The sequence below is a fragment of the Pseudomonas sp. TS_SC_3 genome (assembly GCF_056156225.1).
The window spans coordinates 1,732,827-1,757,723 of the sequence record NZ_CM149586.1; the positions used below are offsets into that span (position 1 = coordinate 1,732,827).

The following is a 24,897-nucleotide window of genomic DNA, read 5'->3' on the forward strand; positions in this document are numbered from 1 at the left end:
AGTCAGTCCTTAGGGTCGATTCAGCCAGGACGCGACCGGCATACCGGTCGCGCGCTAATCACTCGTGCCAGAGCACAACTTCGCTGCGGGTGGTCCACTCGTCGAAGCGTTGGTTATAGGTGCTTTCAACCACCGCACGCTTGATCTTCAGCGTCGGCGTGAGGAAGCCGTTATCCACCGCCCACACCTCCTTGACCAACACCAGGCGTTGCAGGCGCTCGTGCTTGTCGAGGCGTAGGTTGACCTCTTCCAGCAGCTTTTTCAGGCTGTTTTCCAAATCGCTTCGTGCGCTGTTGAGGGCTTCGCTGCGACCCACATCAGACAGCACGCACAGTGCCATCGGCTGGGCCATGCCGTCGCCGACCACACACACCTGTTCAATGCGCGAATGCTCACCCAGGCGGTTTTCAATCGGCGCCGGGGCGACGTATTTGCCTTTGCTGGTCTTGAAGATTTCCTTGATCCGTCCGGTCAGGCGCAGGTTGCCCTCGGCATCCTGCTCGCCCTTATCGCCGGTGCGCAGGAAACCATCTGCAGTGATGGTTTCCGCAGTTTTCTCCGGGTCTTTGTAATAGCCCTGCATGGTCGCGCCGCTGCGCACCTGCACTTCGCCATCCTCGGCAATTCGCACTTCGACGCCTGGGCTGTTCTGGCCGATCCAGCCCTGTTTGAACTTGCCCGGACGACACACATGCGAATAACCGCAGTTCTCGGTCATGCCGTACACCTCCAGCACATCCAGGCCTAGGCGCTTGTACCAGTTGAGCAGCGCCTCAGGCACCGGCGCCGCGCCCGACAGCGCATAGCGCACAGCATCCAGCCCCAGGCCGACCAGCACCTTTTTGCCGACAATGCGGCCGATGATTGGCAATTTGAGCAGGAAATCCAGCTTCTCAGCCGGCATCTTGCTGTAGACGCCCATCTGGAACTTGGTCCAGATCCGCGGCACGCCGAACATCACCGTGGGCCGCGCACGCTTGAGGTCTTCGAGGAAGGTGTCCAGGCTTTCGGCGAAGAAGATCGTCTGCCCGGCATAGATCGATGCCAGCTCGACAAACATGCGCTCGGCCACATGGCACAGCGGCAGGTAGGACAACACCCGGTCATTTTCACCCACACCAAATAATTCAGTGGCACAGCTGGCGGCAAAGCCGAAATTACGAAAGTGGTGCATCACCCCTTTCGGCGTACCGGTGGTGCCGGAGGTATAGATGATGGTGGCGAGCTGATCGGCAGCCGCCGTAGGGTTGTCCTGAATCGGCGTGCAGGCCTGCAGGTCATCCCAGGTAAAGCTGAACTCACCCTGCGGGCGCAGCGGCAGGCCGATGGTCGGCATATCCTGCGGCACACCGGGGGCCATGGCCGGCCAATCGTCCAGCTTGCCGACAAACACCAGCGCCGCCTCGGAGTGGCGCAGCACCTGGCCGACAGACTCGGCGGTGAGATTGGGATAGAGCGGCACCGAGACGTGCCCGGCCATCCAGATCGCCAAATCGGTGACGATCCAGTGCGCGCAGTTCTTGGAAATGATCGCAATGCGGCTGCCCGGCGGCAGTTCGCGGCTGCGCAGCCAGTTGGCCGCACGGCGCGCCTGCTCGCCGACATCGGCCCAGCTTAGTTCCAGCAGCTGACCACCCGGCAGCGGCTGCACCATGTAGCGTTTATTCGGGTGCCGAGCCTCACGCTCATAAAACACCTCAAGCGGCAAACGGATCGCATCAGCCACAGGGCTTCTCCTTTGTTATTTTTGTGGAGCCAACCAAGCAATTGCTTGGTTTGACTATTCCACGCACAAAGGCAACCCGCAAGAGAAGAAATGTTTCGGTGTGTAGTGAGGTGTCAGGAGCGGCTTGGATGCTGATGCACGGATAACTCCATCAACCCTGCAACCAGCTCATCGCCTGACAATAACGCCAAGCTGGCGGTGTTCATCGACAGCGGCTGCTGGCGATGGCCGTGTATCAGCAAGCCCGCCAGGGCGCCGACCAGCGGCTGATGAGTGACCAGCAACAGCTCATCGAATGCATAGCCGTTCAACTCCCGCAGTGCTTGGCGCAGGTCACTCTCGGGCGTCAGCCAGGACACGGTCTGCCGGTTACCGTTAAATGCCAACACTTCGCAAAACAAATCCGCCGTCTGCTGCGCCCGCACATAGGGGCTGACCAGCACGGCCTGCAGCGGGCGGCTCCGCAATTGTTCTGCAGCCTCACGCACCTGCTGACGACCATAGGTAGTCAGGTTGCGCTCGGAATCAGTGCGCGCGATCGCCTCCGCTTCACCGTGACGCAGTAGCCAGAGCTTCACAGGCTCACCCCATTAAACCGACGACTCAAAGCTTCGGCTCTTCGTCGCGAACCGGGTGGGCCGCCGGTGGAATGCTGTGTGGCGTTTCACCTTGTGGTGCCTGCGGGGTTGGCCAATCGGCGAACGGCCAGGGTTTTTCATCGCTATTAAAGGTGCCAAAGCGGCCGATCTGCGCCAAGTACTGGCTCAGGCTGTCACCAAAACCCAGCAAGCCGGCATTCGGTGCCCCATAAAACAAGCGGTAACCCAGTTGCAGCAGCACCACGGCGCCCAAGAGGATTTCCGCCAGTTGCCAGACGATGGTAAAGATCACCATCCAGAGGATGCGCAACAGGATCGACTCGCGCTGCAATTGCTGATTGTCATCACTCATGCTCATCTCCTTGCAAGGTTTAGTAGGCTAAAAACTCAGAAACCGGTGGTGGGGATAAAGTCGACGTCAGTCTTCGGCTCGCCGCTCATCAAGGCGCCAACCACCTGACTCAGCGTGCGCCCCTCGAACAGAATGGCATGCAAGCCGGCCACCAACGGCATATAAACCTGCAATTCTTCGGCTTTGGCCTTCAGCACCTTGATGGTGTTCACTCCTTCCGCCACTTCGCCCAGGCGCGCCACGGCATCTTCCAGGCTCAGGCCCTCACCGAGGGCAAAGCCGACCTGGTAGTTGCGGCTTTTTGCCGAGGAGCAGGTGACGATCAGATCGCCCACACCGGCAAGACCCAGGAAAGTCATGGGATTGGCGCCCAGCTTGACCGCAAAACGGGTCATTTCCGCCAGGGCGCGGGTAATCAGCATGCTCTTGGTGTTTTCGCCCATGCCCATGGCCGCCGCCATGCCGGCGATGATCGCGTAGACGTTCTTCAGCGCCCCGCCCAGCTCGACGCCAAAACGGTCGCCACTGGCGTACACGCGGAAGGTGCGCCCATGCAGCGCGGCCTGTACTTGCTGGCAGAGGTCTTCGTCCTCGCTGGCGACGACCGACGCAGTCAACGCATGCTCGGCCACTTCGCGCGCCAGATTCGGCCCGGAGAGCACGCCAATGCGCGCCTGCGGGGCGATGTCTTCGAGAATCTGGCTCATCAGCAGAAAACTCTGCGCCTCGATGCCCTTGGTGGTGCTGACCAGCAGTTTGCCGCTCAGCAGCTCAGCCACTGGCTGCAACACCTGGCGCAGCGCGCTGGAGGGCAAGGCGACGAACACAAGCTGGCAAGCGCTCAGGGCCGCAGCCAAATCGGTAACCGGGTCAACACCTGGGTGAATTTTGATGCCTTTGAGGTAACGCGGGTTCTCACGGGTCAGCCGAATCGCCTGGGCCTGTTGTGGGTCGCGCATCCAGTGCAGGACGTGCTGGCAATTTTCGGCCAGCAAATTGGCAATCGCAGTGCCGAAGCTACCGCCGCCGAGCACCGCGATGGGTTGCTGATCAGTCATAACGCATCCGTGGTAAACCATTGAAGTGGCGAATCGCTCGCATTATACGGTGCTAAACGGGCGCGACCAATTTATGCCGTTGGCGGCAGCAACTGCAAAAGCGTGGAGCCTCAGTTACCATGATGGCCTTTGCATACCATTCGAGCGTTTGCGTGGCTAACACTTCCTCCCCGGCGGTATTGATCGCCCTGTTGCCTGTGCTGGCCCCTTCGCTGGCCGCAGCCGAAGACCTGTTTGACCAAGAACAAGCGATACCTGAAATCCTCAGCGCGACGCGTTTGAAGCAATCGCCTGCGGCAGTGCCAGGCAGTGTTTCAGTGATTGACCGCGCCCTGATTGACGCCAGCGGCGCACGCGACATTCCTGAATTGATGCGTTTAGTGCCGGGCATGATGGTCGGCTATGTCAAAGGTAACGAAATCACAGTCAACTACCACGGCGGCCAGGTCGATTCAGCTAGGCGCATGCAAGTGCTTATCGACGGCCGCTCGGTGTACCGCCCGGGCCTGGCAACCGTTGACTGGACCGACCTGCCACTGGCCATCGAAGACATCGAACGTATTGAAGTTTTTCGCGGCCCTAACACGGTTAGTTACGGCGCCAACGCGCTGACCGGCGTGATCAGCATCACCACACGCAACCCCGCCAATAGCCATGGCACGCGACTCAAATACATTCACGGCCAACGCGGCATTGATGATTGGTATGGCAGCCACGGCTTTAGAAGCGGCAACGGGGATTTCCGCCTGTCACTCTCCGGCCAGAAAGACAGTGGGTTTGACCACACTGATGAGGATGAACCCTACCGCGACAGCCGCCGCAGCACGCGCATGCAACTCAGCGCCACGCACACGCTGGACGACAGCCAAACCCTCGACTGGCAATTAGCGGCTAAGGAAGGCAGCAATCAAAAAAACTTCTACTCCGATGAGGAAGCGCTCGTCAGAGGCATAGTCCCGGCTGGCGATACCGACAAGGACATCGAGGCGCGCGATTATTCCGCATCGATGCGCTGGAGCGTGGACACAAGTAGCACGCACAACCTGCAATTACAGGCATATGCCCAGCGTTGGGAGCGTGTACAGGAATGGCGTACCTGTGATCTGGCACTATCCTTTACGCCTGAGGTGGCAGCGCTGCAAAAACTAGATCCGGACGTGCTCGATACAGTGGCTCGATTACTTCGAAATGGTAACCAGATACCCGCTTTCTTGGGCCCCCTGGCTTCAGCTATCGGCAATAATTTCTACAAAAACGGCGGAGCATTGCAGGCGCCGGTATGCGGCGACATCAACGCCAATATCAACGAAACCCGCTATGACATCGAGCTGCAAGACACCCTCAGCCTCAGCGACGATCTACGCCTGCTAAGCGGCGCCAGCTACCGCAAGGACAGCGCCGACTCGCAAAGCTATTTCCAAGGCAGCCTGAGCAATGAGATTTGGCGCTTATTCGGCCACCTGGAATGGCACCTGAGTGAACATTTCGTTCTGCAGGGCGGCAGCATGTTTGAAACCGACACATTGAGCGGTGACTCACTGACCTCACGCATCGCTCTCAACTACCTGATTACCCCACGCCACGGCATACGCTTTGTGTATTCGGAAGCGATCCGCTCACCCGACATGCAGGAAAACAACGTTAACTGGGCCTATCGTCTCGAAAACCTGTCACAGCCCGTTAACGGCAGTGACTCGGCTTTTTACTATGCCACTGCGCAAGGGCCCGGCAATCTGCAGCAGGAAATCATGCGCTCACGGGAAATTGGCTATAACGGCCAATTCGATTTCGGCCTTCAGGTCGACATCAAACTGTTCAATGAAGAAATTCACCGCTTGATCGCCGAACCGCTGGATATCACTGAATTCAACCAAAACAATGACAATTACATGTGGTTCCGCGGTGCGGAAACCGAGGTCGACTGGGCCTTTACAGCCTCAGACCGTTTACGCCTGACCTATGCCTACGTGGACTTCGAAGCGTCGGAAAAAACCTACCAACGTCTCACCGCACGCTACAGTGGCTCAGCAGGTTGGTTACACGAGTGGGGCAACGGCTGGTCGAGCAGCTTGTTTTATTACGGTGCAGACCTGCTCAATGAGCGGCGTTTTGAGCGAGCCGACGTGCGTATTGCCAAGCGCTTCAACATAGGTGAAAGCGATTTGGAACTGGCGTTGATGATGCAACAGCGCTTGGATGATGAAGCGCTAACCTGGCGGGAGAATCTGTATGACCAGCGCCGCCTGGTGTATGTCAGTGCGCAGCTAGAGTTTTAGATGCCCAGCTGCTTAAGGATAACTAGCGAGGCTAATGGATGAGCCGCCTGATAGTGTTCTGCTGTTGCGTGTTCGTCGCGCTGCCCGCTTGGGCCACCGAGATAATTTTTAGCAGCAGCACTGACAACCCAGCCACTCGCGCGTTCGTGCGCGAGATGCAAATACGCAGGCCGAACGACCAGGTAACCTTTGTTGGCCTAAACGAGCTTCCGCCCCCCGCGCAACTGCCTGATTCAGCTCGGCTGATATTGCTGGACAGGCCATCGCTGGACTGGCGCCTGACCAACCCTATGGGCCCACCGACCCTGGCCCTACGCATCAGCCGCTTACAAGCCAGCAGCCTACCTACCGCCCTCCCCGCACACCTGAGCCTGCTCTGGAGTGACCCCTCGCCGCAACTGCAGATGCACTTGGCGCGTTTACTGCTACCTGCCGCGAAGCGTGTGGGCCTGTTGTATGACGCCAACAGTAAGTTCCTTGTGGATGAGTACCGCCAGGCTGCAACAGCCCAAGGCATGGCGCTGGTAACCCGGCGCTGGAACGACACTCGCGATAGCCGCCCGCTGCTCTATCTGCTCTCGCACAGCGATCTGTTGCTGGGCATGAGCAACGTTGGGTTGTTTAACTCCCACACCGTGAAAAATCTGCTGCTGACCAGCTATACGCATCAACGTCCGGTGATTGGCCCCAGCGCCAGCTTCGTCCAAGCCGGCAGTCTGGCCAGCGTTTATAGCGACCAAAGTGATTGGCTGGATAGCCTTGAAGAGTACCTCGATCAGCCTCCCGCGCAGTGGCCGCAGAGTGCCTATCCCAGTCATTTCAAGGTCATCAGCAACCCCCGCGTCGCGCGCTCCCTGGCAATTGAATTGCCTAACAACGAATCACTGGCACAGAAGCTCGCTGAAGGAAGACACCCATGAAGCTGCCACGCCACTGGAATATCCACACCCGCACGCAGCTCATCAGCGTTGGGCCGGCATTGCTCTTGACCGTGCTGCTAACCGGCTTTTTCACCTTTACCCGTATTCAGGAACTGCAGGAAGAGCTCAAGCAGACCGGCCAACTGATTGCCAGCCAACTGGCACCCGCGACCGAATACGGGGTTATTTCGGGCAACCTGACGGTGCTCAAGTCGCTTCTCGGGGTGACGTTACAGACCCCGCATGTGCGCTTTCTGGAAGTGCGCGACCACGACAATCGCATCCTAATCTACGTCGAACAGCCCAGCATTGATGCGCTTAACCGTGCCGAGGTAAGCGTATTCGAAGCGCCAATCCTGCTGCAGAAAGTCACCCTTGAGGCGGACTTTATGCTCAGTGATAACGCCAATGAGTCATCCGTGCCGAATGACTACCTGGGCCGTGTAGTCGTCGGCATCGCAAACGATGCATTCAACACTCGCCAGCAGGAAATTCTTCTTAAGGCTGCGCTGATCGCCCTGTTTGCCCTTGCCTTGACCTTTATTCTTGCTCGCCGCCTTGCTCGCCACCTGTCGCAACCCCTCAGCGCCATGGGAGAAGCTGTCAGCGCGATTCAAGCTGGCAACTACCAAACCACCCTGCCCGAAGTCGGCGAAGGTGAACTGCGAGCCCTGGCGCGGCACATCAATAACCTCGCCCATGGCCTGGCCAGCGCCAGCGAAGAACAGCAACGGGCCATGAACCTGCTGATTCAAGCGCGTGAACAATCAGAATTAGCCAACCGCGCCAAGTCTGACTTCTTGGCCATGATGAGCCACGAGCTGCGCACCCCGATGAATGGCGTACTGGGCATGCTGCAGCTGCTGGAAACCACGGAAATGACGCCGGAGCAGGCCGAATACGCAGCGCTGGCCACCGAATCCACCGAGCACCTGCTGAAAGTCGTTAACGATATTCTCGATTTCTCGCGCATCGAACGCGGCGCCCTGGAGCTGGAGCGCATCCCCTTTAACCTGCTCGAGTTGCTGCAAAGCTCGATTCAGGTCTTCCAGCATAGCGCCCAACAGCGTGGTCTGCAGTTGCAACTGGACACCCAGGGCGGCCTGGAGCAACTGCAGGTGCAGGGCGACCCGACACGCATCCGGCAAATTCTGGTCAACCTGATTGGTAATGCCCTGAAATTCACGGATATCGGCAGCATTCGTGTACTCACAACCTGGCAGGCTTTGGATAATCAGGTGTTGTGGTTCAGCTGCGCGGTGCATGACAGTGGTATTGGCATCGCGCCCGAGCGTCTGGAACATATGTTTGATGCTTTCCAGCAAGCCGATACATCTATTTCAAGGCGTTACGGTGGCACCGGGCTGGGCTTACCCATCGCCCGCACCCTGGCGGAACGCATGGGCGGCACCTTGCGGGCGGTCAGCCAGGAAGGCCAGGGCTCAGTATTCACCCTTGAAGTCCCCCTCCCGTTTTCTCAGCAGAGCGTACCGGTGGCCAGTCAATTGGTGCACCCAGCCGATCAGGGTAAAGGCCAGCCGGTACTGTTGGTGGAAGACAATCCCGTTAACCAGACGGTGATCGAAGCCATGCTGCGCAGCCTGGGGTATCAGGTCAACCTGATCGCAGACGGCGCCCAGGCCGTGCACCAGGCCAGCCAGCAGCGGTATGCCGCGATCCTGATGGACTGTCGCCTGCCAATCATGGATGGCTACGAAGCCACTCGGCAGATCCGCCGCCTACCGGGGTGCGCTGAACTCCCCATCATTGCCCTGACTGCCAACGCGTTGCAGGGCGACCGCGAAACCTGCCTGGCGTGCGGCATGAATGACTACCTGGCAAAACCGTTCAAACGGGCGGATTTACAAAAATTATTACAACGCTGGCTGCCCCTCGACCTTTGATGGGTAGTCAAGAAGGCTCAACTGCTGCAGGCTAACCAAATAGGCGCTAGGACAGGTCAGCAGGAGCGGAGTACAACTGTACTCACAACGCTGTGACTTTCACTACAACGCAACAGTCTATGACTAGGCTACCGGCAGGCGCAGCAGACTGCGCCGCCAGCCAGGATGATTCGCCCAGCCTTGGCGCATGGGACATATTGAGGAGCTCGCATGACCAAACAAAACGCCTTCACCCGGGAAGACCTGTTGCGCTGCAGCCGTGGCGAACTGTTCGGCCCAGGTAATGCGCAACTGCCCGCGCCGAACATGCTGATGATCGATCGCATCACCCACATCAGTGACACCGGCGGCAAGTACGGCAAGGGCGAAATAGTCGCCGAGCTCGATATCACGCCTGACCTGTGGTTTTTTGCCTGCCACTTTGAAGGCGACCCGGTAATGCCTGGCTGCCTGGGCCTGGATGCCATGTGGCAGCTGGTAGGTTTCCACCTCGGTTGGCAGGGTAATCCCGGCCGTGGCCGTGCCCTCGGTTCGGGCGAGGTGAAGTTCTTCGGCCAAGTGTTGCCGACTGCCAAGAAAGTTACTTACAACATTCATATCAAACGCACCATCGCCCGCTCTCTGGTCTTGGCTATTGCCGATGGCACCGTCAGCGTTGATGGCCGCGAAATTTACAGCGCCGAAGGCCTGCGGGTTGGCCTGTTCACCTCCACCGATAATTTCTAAAGGACTCTCTGCATGCGTCGCGTCGTAATTACCGGCCTCGGCATCGTTTCCTGCCTGGGCAATGACAAAGCCACCGTCACTGCCAGCCTGCGGGATGGTAAGTCAGGCATCCGCTTTAACCCCGCCTATGCCGAAATGGGCCTGCGCAGCCACGTATCCGGCTCAATTGACCTGAACCTGGAAGAGCTGATTGACCGCAAGGTCTACCGCTTTATGGGGGATGCCGCCGCCTTTGCGTACCTGTCGATGCAGCAGGCCATTGCGGACGCAGGCCTCAGCGCCGACGACATCTCCAACCCGCGTGTGGGTTTGATCGCAGGCTCCGGCGGCGCGTCGACCTTTAACCAGATGGAAGCCTTGGACACCCTGCGCGAAAAAGGCGTCAAGCGCGTTGGCCCGTATCGCGTGCCGCGCACCATGGGCAGCACCGTTTCCGCGTGCTTGGCTACGCCATTCAAGATCAAGGGCGTCAACTACTCCATCTCCTCGGCCTGCGCCACCAGCGCACATTGCATCGGCAATGCCATGGAGCAGATTCAACTCGGTAAGCAAGACATCGTCTTTGCTGGCGGCGGCGAAGAAGAACATTGGAGCCAGAGCTTCCTGTTCGATGCCATGGGCGCCCTCTCCACCCAGTACAACGACACCCCGGAGAAAGCCTCCCGCGCCTACGACGCCAAGCGTGACGGTTTCGTCATCGCCGGTGGTGGCGGCATGGTGGTGGTAGAAGAACTGGAACACGCCCTTAAGCGTGGCGCCAAGATCTATGCGGAAATCGTCGGTTACGGCGCCACCTCCGACGGCTACGACATGGTTGCTCCGAGCGGTGAAGGCGCGGTGCGCTGCATGCAGCAAGCCCTGGCCACCGTCGATACACCCATTGACTACCTGAACACCCACGGCACTTCGACCCCGGTCGGCGATGTCGCGGAAAGCCGCGCCGTGCGCGAAGTGTTCGGTGCTAAGGCGCCAGCCATCAGCTCGACCAAGAGCTTGTCTGGCCACTCACTTGGCGCTGCGGGCGTACAGGAAGCGATCTACTGCATGCTGATGATGGAAGGCAATTTCATCGCAGGCTCGGTCAACATCGACGAAGTTGACCCGGAAATCGCCGACCTACCGATCCAGCGCACTACCGTGGAAAACGCCAAGCTCGACACTGTGATGAGCAACAGTTTCGGTTTCGGCGGCACCAACGCGACGCTGGTGCTCAAGCGCTGGGCAGGTCAGTAGGCGCAACATACTGGCCCGCGAGGGCTTGAAACCAACAAGGCCACCCAATTGGGTGGCCTTGTTGCTTGTACTGCAGCGACTTAAACCAGCGCTTAAGACTGCCGCGCTTACGGCAGCTTGAGCACTGTTTAACCCGGCATCAGATAGAGAAGCGCGCTACCAGCGCATTCAAATCCACCGCCAGGCGCGACAGCTCCTGACTGGCCGCGCTGGTCTGGTTCGCCCCAGCGGACGACTGCATCGACAGGTCGCGAATATTCACCAGGTTACGGTCCACTTCACGGGCCACCTGGGCCTGCTCTTCGGAGGCGCTGGCAATCACCAGGTTACGTTCGTTGATCTGCGAAATAGCGGCTGCAATCTCATCCAGCGCCTGCCCGGCCGCCTTGGCCACATCCAGGGTTGAACGTGCACGGGTGTTGCTGTTCTGCATGGCGTTGACCGCCTTGTCGGTGCCCTGCTGAATACCGCTGACCATTTGCTCAATCTCTCGGGTCGACTGCTGAGTGCGGTGCGCCAGGGCGCGTACCTCATCCGCCACCACGGCAAAACCGCGCCCGGCTTCACCGGCCCGCGCCGCTTCGATCGCTGCGTTCAACGCCAACAGGTTAGTTTGCTCGGCTATCGAGCGGATCACATCCAGCACCTTGCTGATATCACGCACCTGGCCGGCCAGTTGCTCAACCTCGGTGGCGGTATTGGTCACGTCATCAGCCAAATGGCTGATCGAATCCACGGTCTGGCGGACCTGTTCGCGGCCATGTTGCGCCGTGCGATTGGACTCGCTGGACGCCTCAGAGGTACTCACAGCGTTACGCGCCACCTCTTCGACCGCGCTGGTCATTTCATTGACCGCCGTGGCCGCTTGCTCAATTTCATTGTTCTGCTGGTGCAGACCGCGCGTCGAATCTTCGGTCACCGCGCTCAACTCTTCCGAGGCTGAGGCCAGTTGATTGGAAGAGTCGGAAATGCTCTGGATGGTTGTACGCAGACTTCTCTGCATATTGTTGAGTGCAATCAGCAAGCGCGCAGGTTCATCCGAACCCTGTACGTCAATGGTTTGCGATAAGTTACCGCTGGCCACCACCTCAGCGACACGCACAGCGTCTGCCAACGGAGCAACGATGCTACGGGTCAGCAACAGGGCCAATACCACGGTTAGCACCAGCGTCACGATGATCATTGCCACCACCCAAAACCAAGCGCTTTCAAATACGCTGCGGCTCAGTGCTGCGGCCTCATTGGCGCCGGTTCGATTGAAATCAGACAGCGCAAGCAGGCTGCGGGTAACGTCTGAGGCATAACCGTTAAGCGGGCCATCTGCCAACGCCAAAACGGCATCTGTGTCTGCCCTGCGCACAGCCTCAAATATCTTTGTCTGCTCTTGCAGGTAGAGTTCTTGAGCGCTCAGGTACTTGTCAAACAGCGCCTTTTCTTCATCGTTAACGATCAGCGCTGTGTAGGTTGCTTGGGCCTTTTGCATCTCGGCCTTCATCGCCACGGCACCGCTTATTTCCTGCTCAGCACCGGCCTGATCTCGCTTGAGCATTACGCGAAGTGTAAGGGCGCGCAGACGGAGAAAATTCTGACTGAAATCATTCAACCCCTGGATACTCGGCAGCCAGTTTTCACTCACCTTCTCGGTTTGCTTGTTCATTTCTGACATTTGAATGAGCGAGAAACAGCCAAGTAGCAGTACCAGTAGAGCAACTAGGCCAAAGCCAAGTGCTGCCCGAGGGGCGATGTTGAGGTTTCTGAGAGTCATCAGAGCAGCCCTTTCCGATTTGAGTTGTGATGTCAGCCACACAAGGCCTTTAGATTTAAGGTTGCCTTACAACCTGACGCAAAAAACTAGTCATTCATATTAACGACTAAGACACAGGTTTCTTTAACCCGGAAAAATAAAAAACCGAGCCTGGGCTCGGTTTTATAGTTATTGCTCAGGATGATTAGCGCACGATAAACCGCTGCTCGAGCAACTTGCGATCGTCCTGAAACAGCAAGAAATGCCATTCCCCTGGCACCACTTCGTGATGCTCAGTGAACTCGAATGCCATTACATCCTGCGGCGCGTCGGGTACCAGCTTTTGCGTAACAACAAATTTGTCGTGGCGCGTGCCGTCCGGGCTGATCACGCCTGGTGTGAGGTACAACAGGGTCAATGGCGACTCACTGGCCGATTTGCCGGCGAGGGTGTAGCGCAGGCCGAATTTGGTACCGAGCTTGGCGGGAATCACCTCGCCGGGTTCGATCGGCTGATTGCTACGGGTCAACACCCGCTCACCGGCCTGAAAATCCTGGTAATTGCTGGCGAAAACGCCGAACTCAACCGGGCCTTCCACGCGCACTTCGGCCTGCGTCAGGCTGCTGATCAACATAAGTGCGGCCAAGGTACTGAAACGGGTGTATGGCATGTCGCTCGTGCTCCTTTTTGAGATAGCGCGAGCCTATGACACTCGTGTGACAGCGCAATGACAACCCTACTCCGTCAACTCGGCCTGCACCCGGCGCGGCAGCACCGCAAGGAAGTTATCGCGCGCCACCTGATGGGCAACATCCTCCGGCAAGGCATCGAGAAACGGTTTAAAGCCGTTCATAGACTCCGACAGGCTGGTAAAGCGGCCGACCACATCGGAGCCGGGCATAAAGCGCGCCGGGTAACTGCTGACCAGCTTCACCCAGGCCGGATCAGGCGTGCCGTCTGCATCCAGCAAATACGGCTGCAGCACGGTCCAGGACAAATCGATATACAGATTGGGGTACTGCTTGAGCATCCGTTCAAGGGTGGGCAGGAGGAAGTCCAGCTTTTCCTGATGCCGGTGGATCTCCATGCTGGTACCGGCATGCGCCCAGATAAACCGCACGTGCGGATGGTTGCGCAGCGGGTCCTCTATTTCCTGCAAATAGAGCGGATTGCGCTCGCGCTTGGAGGTGATATTGGAATGCAGCATCACCGGCAAGTCGTATTCGGCGGCCAGGTGAAAGACTCGCGCCAGGGCCTCGTTATTAGCCCGTGGCGCATCGCCATGGATCAACGCGGTAAGGTCGTCATGCCGGGTGAAAATCTCACCGATGCCCTGCCACAGGCCGGGGTCGAGTTCGAGCATGCGGCGGATGTGCGCATCGGCATTTTTGTCATTCGGATTAAAACCGGAGAGAAACGGGTGTAAGCGTTTGCGCTGCTCGGCGGGTACCTGCTTGTAGGCATGCGCCACCAGCACATCGGTGGCGCTGTACCAATAGGCATTGGCATCGTCGCCGGCGTAGTAACGTGGACGCTTGGGCTCGTTCTCATCCCACTTCTTCGCCACCGGAATCCCCGAAAGCATCACGTGCTCGATATTGCCGGCGGCCATCTGCTCGAACAACTCGGTCATGCCGGCGCTTTCCTGGAAGAAGTCGACGTAGTGCAGATGAGCATCGCTAAAACGGTAATCGCGTGCGTGGGCAAACTGCGCTACCAGCGCCAACACCAAGACAACACTGATTTGAAATGCATGCAAACGGGTGTCTTCCTGACAGTCTGAGCAGCTTAGACCCTAAGCATTTAGTGCAAGTTCACCCCCAGCTCATCGTTCAGCGGCGACTGGGGATTATTGATTTAGAATTTTGCCAGAATGGCTTGACTCATTGGCTACTGACATAGGCTAGGCTGCCCCATCAGCCCAGAGCGTGGAGTTCATATGATCAGCATCAGTAATGAAAAGGGCCTGCTGCAGCGCATCAGCATTGGCCCGCACACCTTACACAGCGACGTGTCACTGGAGCTGGGCGGCGAAGGTTCAGCGCCTGACCCGCATGACCTGTTTGATGCTGCGCTGGGCGCGTGCAAGGCGCTGACTCTAGCGCTGTATGCCAAGCAGCGCGACATACCGCTGGCCGGCCTCGATGTGAAGCTCAACCGCGATAACAGCCAGGAGCGCCAGGGCCTTTATCGCCTGGCTGTCGAGCTGACCCTGCACGGCGCGCTGGATGACGCGCAGCGTCAGCAGCTGCTGCGCATCGGCGATAAATGCCCGATCCACAAGCTGATGACCAGCAGCGAGATTCAGATCAGCACCCAGTTGAGCGAGGGCGCATGATGGGCAACTTTCTGCTGATCAAACCGCGCCCGCAAAACCTCGGCGGGCAACCTATCCTGCGCCCCCTGCCCTCGGCCAAATGCCGCAGCGTCGGACCGTTCGTGTTCTTTGACCATATTCTGGAAAACACCTACCCAGCCGGCAGCGGCATGAACATCAACCAACATCCGCATATCGGCCTGTCGACCCTCACCTACCTATTCCAGGGGCAATTGCAGCACAGGGACAGCCTGGGCTCGAATCAAGTGGTCGGCGCCGGCGACGTCAGCTGGATGACTGCAGGCCGCGCCGTCGCGCATGTTGAGCGCACCCCGCAAACGCTGTGGGAAAGCGGCTCACACATGCATGGTCTGCAGGTGTGGCTGGCCATGCCCGCTGCTGATGAACAAGGCGAACCCAGTTACAGCTATCACCCCGCCGACAGCCTGCCGCGCAGCACCAGTATGGGTGTGGACATCTGCCTGATTGCCGGCACGGGTTTCTGCCTGCAATCGCCAGTGCCGGTGCTATCGCCCACTGTTTATGCCGAGATCAAGCTGACCGCAGGCAGCACGTTGCAGATACCCGCCGAACATGCCGAACGCGCGCTGTACCTGATTGACGGCGAGGCCACCCTTGACGATCAGCAACTGCCGCTACGCAGCCTGCTGGTGCTGCCCGAAGGCGAAACCCACACCTTCAGCGCCTGCAGCGAGTGCCAGCTAATACTGATTGGCGGTGAGCCGATTGGCCCACGGCGAATCAACTGGAACTTCGTCGCCAGCGACCCGGCCTTGATTGATCAGGCGCGTGAGCGCTGGGCGGCGCAGGACTGGCCAACCGTGCCGGGCGAGACCGAACGCATCGAACTGCCGCGCTGACGGAGAAAATTTGTTGCACTCCCAAAACATCCAGACAGCAGGTGCTCGGGTATAACCCTTGGCACGCTCACACATTCAGGAATCCTGTGCATGGCGCAGCCGCTGTTTGATTACGAAAGCCATCTGGAAGCCTGCGCCCGGCAGGACGACCGCGCATTCCAGGCGCTCTACCAACAGGAGGCTGCGCAAATGCTTGGGTTGGCCATCACCCTGCTCGGCCGTCGTGATCAAGCCGAAGACTGCGTGCACGATGCCTTTGTGCAGATCTGGCGCAACGCCCAGCGTTTTCAACGAGCGCTTGGCAGCGGCCGCGCGTGGATCTACAGCATCCTGCGCTACCGCGCGCTGAATCAGCTGCGCAGCCGTGGCCGCACGGTGGAACTGGATGACGACTTTATCGAGCGCGCTGCCGACGATAGCCCGCAGGCCGTCGAACTGCTGGAGCAGCAGGGCGAACAGCAGCAACTGCGCCGTTGCCTGCAAAATATCGAACGCAATCGCCGCCACCCGATCCTACTGGCGTTCTACCGCGGCCTGACCCATGAACAGATTGCCAACCGCCTGACCACCCCGTTGGGCACCATCAAAGGCCGTATCCGCGCAGGTCTGCGCGCGCTGCAGGAGTGTTTGCACGCATGATTTCGCAGCAACCTGCCGAACGCCGCGCCTTGATCGGCGAATACGTTCTGGGCCTGCTCGATGAAGCCGAAGCCGCTGAGGTGCACGAGCTGATCGAGCAGGATGCCGAAGCCGCGCAAATGGCCCTGCAGTGGCAACAGCACTTTCTTGAACTGAGCGATCAGCTACCGCCGCAAACACCCTCGGCGCAATTATGGCAACGCCTGCAGGACAGCCTTGGCCTGACGCCAGCTGTCAGCCGGGTAAACAGCTGGCCGGCCTGGTGGCAAAGCCTGACCACCTGGCGACTCACCAGCGCCGCCCTGGTGCTGGCCCTGATCGTCACATTGCTGCCTGATCTCTGGCGCACTGACACAGCCGTGAGCAGCTACACCGTGGTGCTGCAAGCCCCGGGTGAAGCGGCCAAGCCGGGCTGGGTGGTGCATATCAATGCCGAAGGTGGTTTGCACCTGCAACCGCTGCTGGAAGATCAGATCCCGGCCGATCGTTCCGTGCAACTCTGGACGTTGATCGACCCCGCCATTGGCCCGCGCTCCCTCGGCCTGGTCGAACCGGGTAAGCCGCTGCAACTGTCTGCCGAACAGATTGGCGCAGTGCAACCCGGCCAGCTGTTCGAACTGACCCTGGAACCGGCCGGCGGCTCGCCGAAGGATCGACCAACCGGCAAGGTGCTATATATCGGTCGCGCGGTGATGGCTTCGATCAACTAAAGCCATCAGCAAAAAAACTGAATTTATTTTCAGCCAGCGACATCCAGATGCGTTCTCGTGGGTATAGCTATCAGGTGTTTCATCGAGGCACCTGCAAGGCAGGCCTAAGCCGGCCTTGCATCGATGCTGGATTACTACAGATGAGAGAACGCATATGAACAGCTTTAATACCCTGCTGACCGCTGCCGTTACCACTGCCACCCTCAGCCTCGCCGCTGGCACTGCCAGCGCAGCCACGTTGCTGGCCCTGAGCGCCGATGGTCAGCTGTTCAAAGTGGACAGCGACAGCCTGAAAGTCACCGCTACCATGCCCGCCAGCAGCCCAAGCCCACTGCGTGGCATCGATGTACGGCCGGCCAACGGCATGCTCTATGCGCTGGGCAATGATCATCAGCTCTACACCTTGGACGTGGCCACTGGCGCAGCCAGCAAAGTTGCCGGCCTCAACAAACAGCTGCCGGGCAGCGGCCAGGCGGTGATCGACTTCAACCCGGTGGCCGACAAACTGCGCATGCTTGCCGCCGACGGCACCAGCTTTCGCGTCAACGTCGAAACCGGTGAAGTGGTCGTCGATGGCAGCGTGGCTTACGCCGCAGAAAGCCCCTACGCCGGTAAAAGCGCGCAAGTGGTTGCCGGTGCTTACAGCAACGCCTACGCCGGCACTCAGGCTACCGCGCTGTACACCATCGACCTGGCCAGCAGCAGCCTGATGCTGCAAAACCCGCCGAACGATGGCGTTCAGCAAGCCGTGGGCAAGATCGTTGATGGTTTGAAAAATGCAGCTTTGGATATCGCCAGTGACGGCAAAGGCGGCAACACCGCCTACCTGCTGACCGGCACCACCCTGCATACCCTGGCGCTGGCAACGGGCAAACCGACCACATTAGGTGAGGTCGTCGGTCTGCCAGATAACATCATTGATATCGCCGTGTTGCCAGGCATGTAAATCCGCATACGGGAAGGCCGCCCGGCCTTCCCGCTCACGGTTTATTTGGCGAAGGTTTCCGCAAACAGATCATCCATAGCCTTAAAGGCACGCGCGGCCACCACCGGGTGGTACTCGTTGCGCCCCGGCACATTGGCCAGCGGATTGGTAAAGGAGTGCACCGCACCGCCGTAGCTGACCAGCTGCCAATCGGTTTTAGTGACTTTCATTTCTGCGACAAAACCATCAACTTGCGCCTGCGGCACGGCAGGGTCATCCGCGCCATGCAGCACCAATACCGGCGCTTTGAATCGCCCCGGATTCCCTAGACACTTTCCAGGCTCAGTAAATGTCGCTTCTCAAACTCTACCGGTGACAGCTGGTTGTTGAAACCATGCCGGCGTTTTGGGTTGTAGAACATCTCGATGTAATCGAACACATCGGCTCTGGCATCCTGCCTGGTGCTGTAGATCTTCCGCCTGATCCGCTCCCGCTTCAGCAGCTGGAAAAAACTTTCTGCTACCGCGTTGTCATGGCAGTTGCCACGTCGACTCATGCTGCCAAGCAAGTTGTTGGCTTTCAGGAAACTCTGCCAGTCGCCGCTGCTGAACTGGCTGCCCTGGTCTGAGTGAATCATCACTTCCTGCTTTGGCTTGCGTCGCCAAACCGCCATCAGCAAGGCATCAATAGCCAGGTCGCAGGTCATCTGCGGTTTCATTGACCAACCGATTACCTGCCGCGAAAACAGGTCTAGCACCACCGCCAAATACAACCAGCCCTCATAGGTGCGGATGTATGTTATGTCCGTGACCCAGACTTTGTTGGGTTCGGTGACATTGAATCGACGCTCAAGATGATTCGGCGAGGCCACTGGTGGCTTGCCACCATAACGTCCCGGACGCCGCCGATACCCCGTCTGCGAACGCAGCCCTTCCTGGCGCATTAGCCGAGCAACGCGATGCCTTCCGCACTGTTCTCCAAGCTCACGCAGATCGTCATGGATTTTGCGGTAGCCGTACACACCACCGCTCTCTAGCCACGAGTGCTTGATCAGACCAAGCAGACGTTGATCATCCTTGGCTCGTGCTGACTTCGGTTCAGCCAGCCAGGCGTAGTAACCGCTGGCATGTACTTTCAGAGTCAGGCACAGACGACGAACCGAATAGTCTGCGGATAGCTGATTGATGAAGGCGTACTTCAGCCGCACTCCTTGGCAAAGTACGCGGCGGCCTTTTTTAGGATGTCTCGCTCTTCGGTCACGCGCTTGAGTTCAGCACGCAGACGACGTAGCTCAGCTTGCTGGTCGTCCTCTTGCGCTCGCTGCTCTTGGGGCTTGCTGTAGCGCTTCACCCAGGCATACAGGCTGTGTGTAGACATGCCCAAACGAGCAGCTACCTCAGCCACCGGCAGACCTCGCTCGGTCACCTGTTTGACTGCTTCGATTTTGAATTCTTCGGGATAACGCGGGTTGCTCATGGCACCTCCTAATGGGCCGTATTATGAGGCCTGGAGGTGTCTACGAAACTAGGGGCGATTCACTTTGATGTTCTGTGCATCATTCGGGTTGGGTGTATCCAGGTTGCCGTGGAAGGACACAAAGCCTTTCAAGTCGGCACCGGAACGGGCCAGTTCCAGCACCGTCGTGCCACCAAAGCAAAAACCAATCGCGCCCAGCTTGCTCGCATCCAGCGCCACCTGCGCAGTTTGCGCTTTAAGCACCTCCACGGCGGCTTGCGCACGTTTACGCATCAGCGGCCGGTCGCCACGCACCAGAGTCGCAGCTGCCTTGGCTTCATCGGCATTGCTCGGGCGCACAGCTTTACCGTACATGTCGGCCATAAACACCACGTATTTATCGCCAGCCGCACGGGCGGCTTTTTTCGCCGAATCCTCGTTTACACCCATCCAGTTGGGCACCATCAGCAGGCCTGGGCGCGGCGTAGTTACCGCGTCATCGTAAATCAGCAAGCCTTCAAAGGCTTCTCCGTCGATTTCATAAGGCACTGGTTTAACCACCACGGCAGCTTCGGCAACGCCAAGCATGCCGGCACACAGCAGTGGCAACAGGGATTTCGTGGACATGGCGAGGCTCCTCTGGATGGATTAAGCGCAGCGACAACCATAGACCGCAGCGCCGTGATGACCAAGCGTGGGCGCCCATGGGATCAACCACAAAGGTTTCAGCCTATTACCGCCTCAACCCTGCTCTGCCCAGCGCGCCTTGATCTCTAGGATCACCTGTAGTTGCTGGATAAAAAGCTCGACCAGCTGCGGGTCGAAATGTCGGCCACTTTCCTTCTGCAGTAGGTTTACTGCGTCCTCAACCGACCAGGCCGCCTTGTAGGGACGTACACTGGTCAGCGCATCGAACACATCGGCAATCGCCACAATGCGCCCTTCCAGCGGAATGTCCTCCCCGCTAAGACCATTAGGGTAACCACTGCCATCCCATTTTTCGTGGTGCGACAAGGCAATGCGCTGCGCGGTACGCAGCAGGCCTGAGGCATGCTCGCCAATAATCCGCGCGCCAATTTCGACATGCTGGCGCATCACCGCCCACTCCTGCTCATCGAGCTTGCCCGGTTTGCGCAGCACGGCATCGGGAATGCCGATCTTGCCGACATCGTGCATGGGCGCCGCGTTGAGCAGGTCTTCAGCCGCTGCTTCGCTGAAACCCGCAGCCAAGGCCAGCACTTTGGAGAAATGGCTCATGCGAATCACGTGCAGGCCGGTTTCGTTGTCCTTGTACTCGGCAGCCATACCGAGGCGCTGGACAATCTGCAAACGGGTCTGACGCAACTCATCCATGCGAACTAGTGAGAGGTGCGTACGCACCCGAGCACGCACAACAGGCGGGCTAACCGGTTTGGTGATGTAGTCGACTGCACCGACGGCAAAGCCTTGAGCTTCATCCTCAGCATCGGCCAAAGCGGTGACAAAGATCACCGGAACCGGTTCCAGATGAGCCTGCGCCTTGAGAGCCTGGCACACCTCATAGCCAGTCAGACCTGGCATCATCACATCTAACAGAATCAGGTCCGGGCGCTCACGCTCGGCCATTTCCAACGCCTTAGTGCCGTCCTTGGCAAACAGCAGCCGGTAGTCTTCCTGCAGAATATGCCGCAGCACCTGTAAGTTGGTGGCCTCATCGTCGACCAGCAGGAGCAGCGGTCGAGCATCGACTGGAGTGATCATGGTTTAGGGCGGTCCTCGTCATGCAACTGCTGCAGCTCACTAAGTGCTTGCTGCGCCTTGTCAAAGTCAAAATCATCCAGCGCCTGGCGGATACGCGCCACACTCTTTTTCTGCTGCACGTCCTGCAGCCCTTGGCTCAAACAGTCCAACGCCTGATCATCCAGGCCGCCACGACTAACGGCGTGCTGCAGGCGTAGCAGCGCTGCATGCAGCTGCTCAGGATCGAGCACTTGCGCCTGGGTGGTCATGTCCGGTACCTGCGGTAGAGCCTCGACAACAGCCGCCAGCGCACGCGACAGTTCTTGCAGCAGGCTGCGCAGGTGCAGCCCTTCGCGCTGGTTGAACCCTTGCTCGATTGCCAGCCCTAAACCGGACAAATGGGTCAGCGCTAGATTGGCCGCCGCCCCCCGGAAACGATGCGCCAAGCTGCGCCCGGTATCCCAATCATTCTTCTCCAGCATGCTGCCGAGATGTTCGACCAGCGAGCCCTGCTCGGCCAAAAACCGCTGAATGGCCTGACTCATCTGTACCGGCCCGCCCCAAAGGCTGGCCCCGCGCTGCCAGTCAAACAGCCCGGCCGTTGCCGCTGCAGTAAGCTCCACAGCGCCTTGTGCCTGAGTCGCGCCCAGCAGACGCGCCATTTCTGTTAGCAGGGCTGGTAAATCAAGCGGTTTGGAGGCAAAGCCGTTCATTCCGGAATCCAGCGCAGCCTGGCGATCCTGATCCAGCACACTGGCGGTCAGGGCAATAATCGGGATTGGTGCACGCTGCTGAGTGGCCTCCAGCGCACGGATACGCCGTGAAGCCTCAAGGCCGTCGACCAAGGGCATCTGCACATCCATCAGCACCAGATCAAAGCGGCCGCTGATAAAGGCCTCGACTGCCGCCTGCCCATCGGCCACGCAAGTAACCTGGTGGCCCAGGCGCTGCAGATTGAGCTGCAACAGCTCCAGGTTCTGCGGCACATCGTCGGCGGCCAGAATGTGCAATGCCGCCAGTTGCGGCAGCGCCTGGCGTACCTGTGGGGCCAGCCGCTGACCGGCGCGCAAAGGCAACTCGACGATAAAGCGGCTACCCTCGCCCAAGGTACTTTCCACCCGCAAGCGCCCGCCCATCAGCTCGACCAGCTGCCGCGAAATGGTGGTGCCCAACCCCGTGCCGCCAAAACGTCGACTCATCGACGCATCCGCCTGGGCAAAGGGTTCAAAGATTTTCTCCAGGCGGTCGGTGGCAATGCCGATGCCGCTGTCTTCAACGATCAGGCGGATCGCGCCAGCTTGGCCCTGCACCCGTAGGCAAACCCGGCCCTGGGCGGTGAATTTGACCGCATTACCAAGCAAGTTGGTCAACACCTGCTGCAGGCGCAGGGCATCGCCACGAAAGAAATCCAGCAGCTGCGCCGGGTACTCCAGCTGCAACGCCAGGCCCTTGTTTTCCGCCGCCAAACGCTGGGTGGCGCAGACCTGCTCGCACAGCTCACGCAGGGAGAAATCCAGGTCTTCCAGTTCAATCGCGCCACGGTCGAGCTTGGCGGTATCGAGGATGTCATTGAGCAAGCCGAGCAGCGAGCGCGAAGCCTGCTGCACAGTCTGCAGATGGTGACGCTGATCGTCGGCCAACTGCGTCCCGATCAGCAGCTCGGTAAAGCCGATAATGGCGTTCATTGGCGTGCGAATCTCATGGCTCATATTCGCCAGGAAACTGCTGCGTGCCGCCGCTGCCGCCTCAGCACGGTCACGGGCCGCACGGGTTTCCTGCTCCATCAAGCGCCGCGGGGTCAAGTCAGTGGCCAGCTTGACCACTTTGAAGGGTTTGCCATCGGTATCGAGAATCGGGTTGTAGGTCGCCTGAACCCATACCTCGCGCCTGCCGCGGGCGATACGCCGGTATTCACCCGCGGAGAACTGGCCATTGCCCAAGTCGACCCAGAATTGCCGGTAGTCGTCACTGTCGGCATACAGCGGGTCGCAGAACAGGCGGTGATGCTGACCGATCACCTCGGCACGCGCGTAACCGAATAGATCCAGCGCGTTTTCGTTAACCTCCAGCACATGGCCGAGCAGGTCAAACTCGATCACTGCCATGGCCTTGCTGATGGCGTTGACCTTGCCTTCATACTCGGCGTTACGCAGTTTGGTTTCGGTCTGATCGAGCAGCACACCGTCGATCCAGCGAGGTATGCCTTGCTCATCGCATACGGCACTGCCGCTTTCCCAGATCCAGTGTTCCTTACCATCGCGGTCGAATAAACGGTACTCGACGGTGTAATTGCGCCGCTGCTCGATGGCGGCTAGCACCTGCTCGACTACCGGCTGGTAATCGTCAGGGTGATAGAGCGCCGCAATGGACAGTCGTTTGCTGATGAAGTCATCGGCACTCCAGCCTGTGAGTCCCTGTACCGCATCGCTGACAAACAGCATGGTCCATTGATCATCCAGTAGGCACCGGAAGGATACCCCAGGTATGTTGCTGATCAGCGAGCGGTATTGCTGTTCACTCTCACGTAGCGCCTGCTCCATCTGGAGGCGCCCGTTGATGTCGTTGGCGAACACCACGAATAGCGGATGATTGCCCGAGCGGGTCACACCGACGCTGATACGCACAGGCTTTTTCTGACCATCGCGGGCAATACAGTGCAACTCCTGCTCGGCTCCCGACAATGTCAGAGTGCCGTTATGCAGGTAGTTGCGCAGATGCGCTTCATAGACGCTGGCATCGTGTTCATTGAGCAGGCAGCGGATTGAAAGGCCGACCAGCTCATCGGGCTGCCAGCCCAGCAAACGGGTCGCGGCACGGTTGGCCGAGCGAATCATGCCGCTGTGGTCGACAGTCAGGATCGAGTCGAGTGCGGTGTCGAAGATTGAACGTAAATGCTGCTCGCTGGCCTGCAGCTGCAGGCTCAGGCGGCGATAGCGCAGCAGCGCATTGGCAGCCACCACAAAGACCGTCAGGGCAACGGTGATCAGGGAAATCGCACTGCCCAGGTACAGGCTGTCGACCATCGCAATCGGCTGCTCGGACTCGGCCACGCCAACAAAACGTGCCGCCGCCATACCGGTGTAGTGCATGCCACTGATCGCCAAGCCCATCACCAACGCGCTAATCAGCAAGGCCCAGAGCGCCGGTAGGCGGCCTTCCAGACCAAAGCGTACCCACAGAGCAAGAATAGCCAGGCCCACCGCCACCAAAATCGACAGGGCAAACATCCAGGGGTCATAACGCAGCAGCGGCGCCATCTGCATCGCGGCCATACCGCTGTAGTGCATTGCACCGATGCCGGCGCCGACCAGTAGACCGCCCACACAGAGCTGAGTGACGCTCACCTCTCGACATGCCAGCAGGCTCAGTGCCACCCAGGATGCTGCCAAGCTTGGCAGCATCGACAACAAGGTTACGCCGAGATCGAAGCGCACCTCGGCACATAACTGAAACGCCAGCATGCCGATAAAGTGCATCGCCCATATCCCAGCCCCGAGCGCCAGCGAACCAGTGAAGATGGTCACCTGCCGCCACCAGGCTAACTGGCTATCGCGGGCGACCCCGGCCAACTGCAGGGCCATACCTGAAGTAAACACGGCAATGCACAACGACATCACAACCAACAGCGGGTCATGACTGCTTAGTACCAGCACACTGGGATCGGTATTGCTTATAAACATCTGATCAAAAAACGGCATACCACCCCAAGACTG

19 protein-coding genes and 4 pseudogenes are annotated in these 24,897 nt (G+C 59.0%); 10 read left to right on the plus strand and 13 right to left on the minus strand.

Translation table 11 applies throughout. The annotated features are described in order from the left end of the window. Positions 1 to 58 precede the first annotated feature (58 nt). The 4 genes from AC0J6G_RS08335 to AC0J6G_RS08350 form a co-directional block, all read right to left on the minus strand. Complete coding sequence (locus AC0J6G_RS08335; protein WP_475253039.1) at positions 59 to 1,726, minus strand: AMP-binding protein; 1,668 nt, start codon at positions 1,724 to 1,726, stop codon at positions 59 to 61. A gap of 113 nt (positions 1,727 to 1,839) precedes the next feature. Then, complete coding sequence (sixA, locus tag AC0J6G_RS08340; protein ID WP_475253041.1) at positions 1,840 to 2,304, minus strand: phosphohistidine phosphatase SixA; 465 nt, start codon at positions 2,302 to 2,304, stop codon at positions 1,840 to 1,842. A gap of 25 nt (positions 2,305 to 2,329) precedes the next feature. Beyond that, positions 2,330 to 2,677, minus strand: coding sequence for a DUF4389 domain-containing protein (locus tag AC0J6G_RS08345; RefSeq protein WP_275962814.1), 348 nt, complete (start codon positions 2,675 to 2,677; stop codon positions 2,330 to 2,332). A 35-nt stretch (positions 2,678 to 2,712) separates the two neighbouring features. Then, entirely contained in the window at positions 2,713 to 3,735 is a 1,023-nt protein-coding gene (locus AC0J6G_RS08350; protein WP_475253043.1) for an NAD(P)H-dependent glycerol-3-phosphate dehydrogenase, read from the minus strand. A gap of 122 nt (positions 3,736 to 3,857) precedes the next feature. Here AC0J6G_RS08350 and AC0J6G_RS08355 point away from each other — a divergent pair, with 122 nt between their 5' ends. The 5 genes from AC0J6G_RS08355 (at position 3,858) to fabB (ending at position 10,794) form a co-directional block, all read left to right on the plus strand. Then, positions 3,858 to 6,011, plus strand: a complete 2,154-nt coding sequence (locus AC0J6G_RS08355; RefSeq protein ID WP_475253651.1) for a TonB-dependent receptor plug domain-containing protein — start codon at positions 3,858 to 3,860, stop codon at positions 6,009 to 6,011. A 38-nt stretch (positions 6,012 to 6,049) separates the two neighbouring features. Continuing rightward, positions 6,050 to 6,931: an ABC transporter substrate-binding protein gene (locus AC0J6G_RS08360; RefSeq protein WP_475253044.1), complete on the plus strand. Its 882-nt coding sequence runs from the start codon at positions 6,050 to 6,052 to the stop codon at positions 6,929 to 6,931. Next, positions 6,928 to 8,835, plus strand: coding sequence for a response regulator (locus tag AC0J6G_RS08365; protein WP_475253045.1), 1,908 nt, complete (start codon positions 6,928 to 6,930; stop codon positions 8,833 to 8,835). The genes AC0J6G_RS08360 and AC0J6G_RS08365 overlap by 4 nt, the downstream gene beginning before the upstream one ends. 210 nt (positions 8,836 to 9,045) lie before the next feature. Continuing rightward, positions 9,046 to 9,561, plus strand: a complete 516-nt coding sequence (gene fabA / locus AC0J6G_RS08370; RefSeq protein ID WP_274088616.1) for a 3-hydroxyacyl-[acyl-carrier-protein] dehydratase FabA — start codon at positions 9,046 to 9,048, stop codon at positions 9,559 to 9,561. A 12-nt stretch (positions 9,562 to 9,573) separates the two neighbouring features. Next, the gene (gene fabB, locus AC0J6G_RS08375; protein WP_475253046.1) at positions 9,574 to 10,794 is read left to right on the plus strand and encodes a beta-ketoacyl-ACP synthase I; all 1,221 of its coding nucleotides are present in this window, start codon (positions 9,574 to 9,576) and stop codon (positions 10,792 to 10,794) included. A gap of 139 nt (positions 10,795 to 10,933) precedes the next feature. Here the strand turns inward: fabB and AC0J6G_RS08380 are convergent. The 4 genes and pseudogenes from AC0J6G_RS08380 to AC0J6G_RS08395 form a co-directional block, all read right to left on the minus strand. After that, positions 10,934 to 12,052, minus strand: a pseudogene (locus AC0J6G_RS08380) (methyl-accepting chemotaxis protein); the annotation flags it as partial. Between the two features lie 27 nt (positions 12,053 to 12,079). After that, positions 12,080 to 12,559 (minus strand): annotated as a pseudogene (locus AC0J6G_RS08385) (MCP four helix bundle domain-containing protein); the annotation flags it as partial. A 184-nt stretch (positions 12,560 to 12,743) separates the two neighbouring features. After that, on the minus strand, positions 12,744 to 13,208 hold the full coding sequence (locus AC0J6G_RS08390) for a DUF3859 domain-containing protein (RefSeq protein WP_475253047.1): 465 nt from the start codon (positions 13,206 to 13,208) through the stop codon (positions 12,744 to 12,746). A 66-nt stretch (positions 13,209 to 13,274) separates the two neighbouring features. After that, positions 13,275 to 14,297: an amidohydrolase family protein gene (locus AC0J6G_RS08395; RefSeq protein ID WP_475253048.1), complete on the minus strand. Its 1,023-nt coding sequence runs from the start codon at positions 14,295 to 14,297 to the stop codon at positions 13,275 to 13,277. A 180-nt stretch (positions 14,298 to 14,477) separates the two neighbouring features. Between AC0J6G_RS08395 and AC0J6G_RS08400 the strand changes: the two genes are divergently transcribed. The 5 genes from AC0J6G_RS08400 to AC0J6G_RS08420 all read left to right on the plus strand — a co-directional run bounded on the left by AC0J6G_RS08400 (position 14,478) and on the right by AC0J6G_RS08420 (position 18,031). After that, on the plus strand, positions 14,478 to 14,876 hold the full coding sequence (locus tag AC0J6G_RS08400; RefSeq protein WP_475253049.1) for an OsmC family protein: 399 nt from the start codon (positions 14,478 to 14,480) through the stop codon (positions 14,874 to 14,876). Continuing rightward, positions 14,876 to 15,736, plus strand: a complete 861-nt coding sequence (locus AC0J6G_RS08405; protein WP_475253653.1) for a pirin family protein — start codon at positions 14,876 to 14,878, stop codon at positions 15,734 to 15,736. Before AC0J6G_RS08400 ends, AC0J6G_RS08405 begins: the two co-directional genes overlap by 1 nt. A 90-nt stretch (positions 15,737 to 15,826) precedes the next feature. Further along, positions 15,827 to 16,375: a sigma-70 family RNA polymerase sigma factor gene (locus tag AC0J6G_RS08410; RefSeq protein WP_475253051.1), complete on the plus strand. Its 549-nt coding sequence runs from the start codon at positions 15,827 to 15,829 to the stop codon at positions 16,373 to 16,375. Further along, positions 16,372 to 17,085 carry an anti-sigma factor gene (locus AC0J6G_RS08415; RefSeq protein ID WP_475253053.1) on the plus strand — a complete coding sequence of 238 codons (714 nt, stop codon included), beginning with the start codon at positions 16,372 to 16,374 and terminating at the stop codon, positions 17,083 to 17,085. Before AC0J6G_RS08410 ends, AC0J6G_RS08415 begins: the two co-directional genes overlap by 4 nt. Positions 17,086 to 17,239: 154 nt before the next feature. Beyond that, positions 17,240 to 18,031 carry a DUF4394 domain-containing protein gene (locus tag AC0J6G_RS08420; RefSeq protein WP_475253055.1) on the plus strand — a complete coding sequence of 264 codons (792 nt, stop codon included), beginning with the start codon at positions 17,240 to 17,242 and terminating at the stop codon, positions 18,029 to 18,031. A 41-nt stretch (positions 18,032 to 18,072) separates the two neighbouring features. Here the strand turns inward: AC0J6G_RS08420 and AC0J6G_RS08425 are convergent. From AC0J6G_RS08425 to AC0J6G_RS08445, 5 genes and pseudogenes are all read right to left on the minus strand, one after another. After that, a pseudogene (locus AC0J6G_RS08425) lies at positions 18,073 to 18,318 on the minus strand (dienelactone hydrolase family protein); the annotation flags it as partial. A 17-nt stretch (positions 18,319 to 18,335) separates the two neighbouring features. Further along, a protein-coding gene (locus tag AC0J6G_RS08430; protein WP_475249676.1) for an IS3 family transposase occupies positions 18,336 to 19,486 on the minus strand; the annotation gives its coding sequence in 2 pieces (ribosomal slippage) (positions 18,336 to 19,243 and positions 19,243 to 19,486; 1,152 coding nt in all). A gap of 63 nt (positions 19,487 to 19,549) precedes the next feature. Then, positions 19,550 to 20,092, minus strand: a pseudogene (locus tag AC0J6G_RS08435) (dienelactone hydrolase family protein); the annotation flags it as partial. Between the two features lie 114 nt (positions 20,093 to 20,206). Continuing rightward, on the minus strand, positions 20,207 to 21,205 hold the full coding sequence (locus AC0J6G_RS08440; protein WP_475253057.1) for an HD-GYP domain-containing protein: 999 nt from the start codon (positions 21,203 to 21,205) through the stop codon (positions 20,207 to 20,209). After that, the gene (locus tag AC0J6G_RS08445; RefSeq protein WP_475253059.1) at positions 21,202 to 24,837 is read right to left on the minus strand and encodes a PAS domain S-box protein; all 3,636 of its coding nucleotides are present in this window, start codon (positions 24,835 to 24,837) and stop codon (positions 21,202 to 21,204) included. The genes AC0J6G_RS08440 and AC0J6G_RS08445 overlap by 4 nt, the downstream gene beginning before the upstream one ends. Positions 24,838 to 24,897 lie beyond the last annotated feature (60 nt).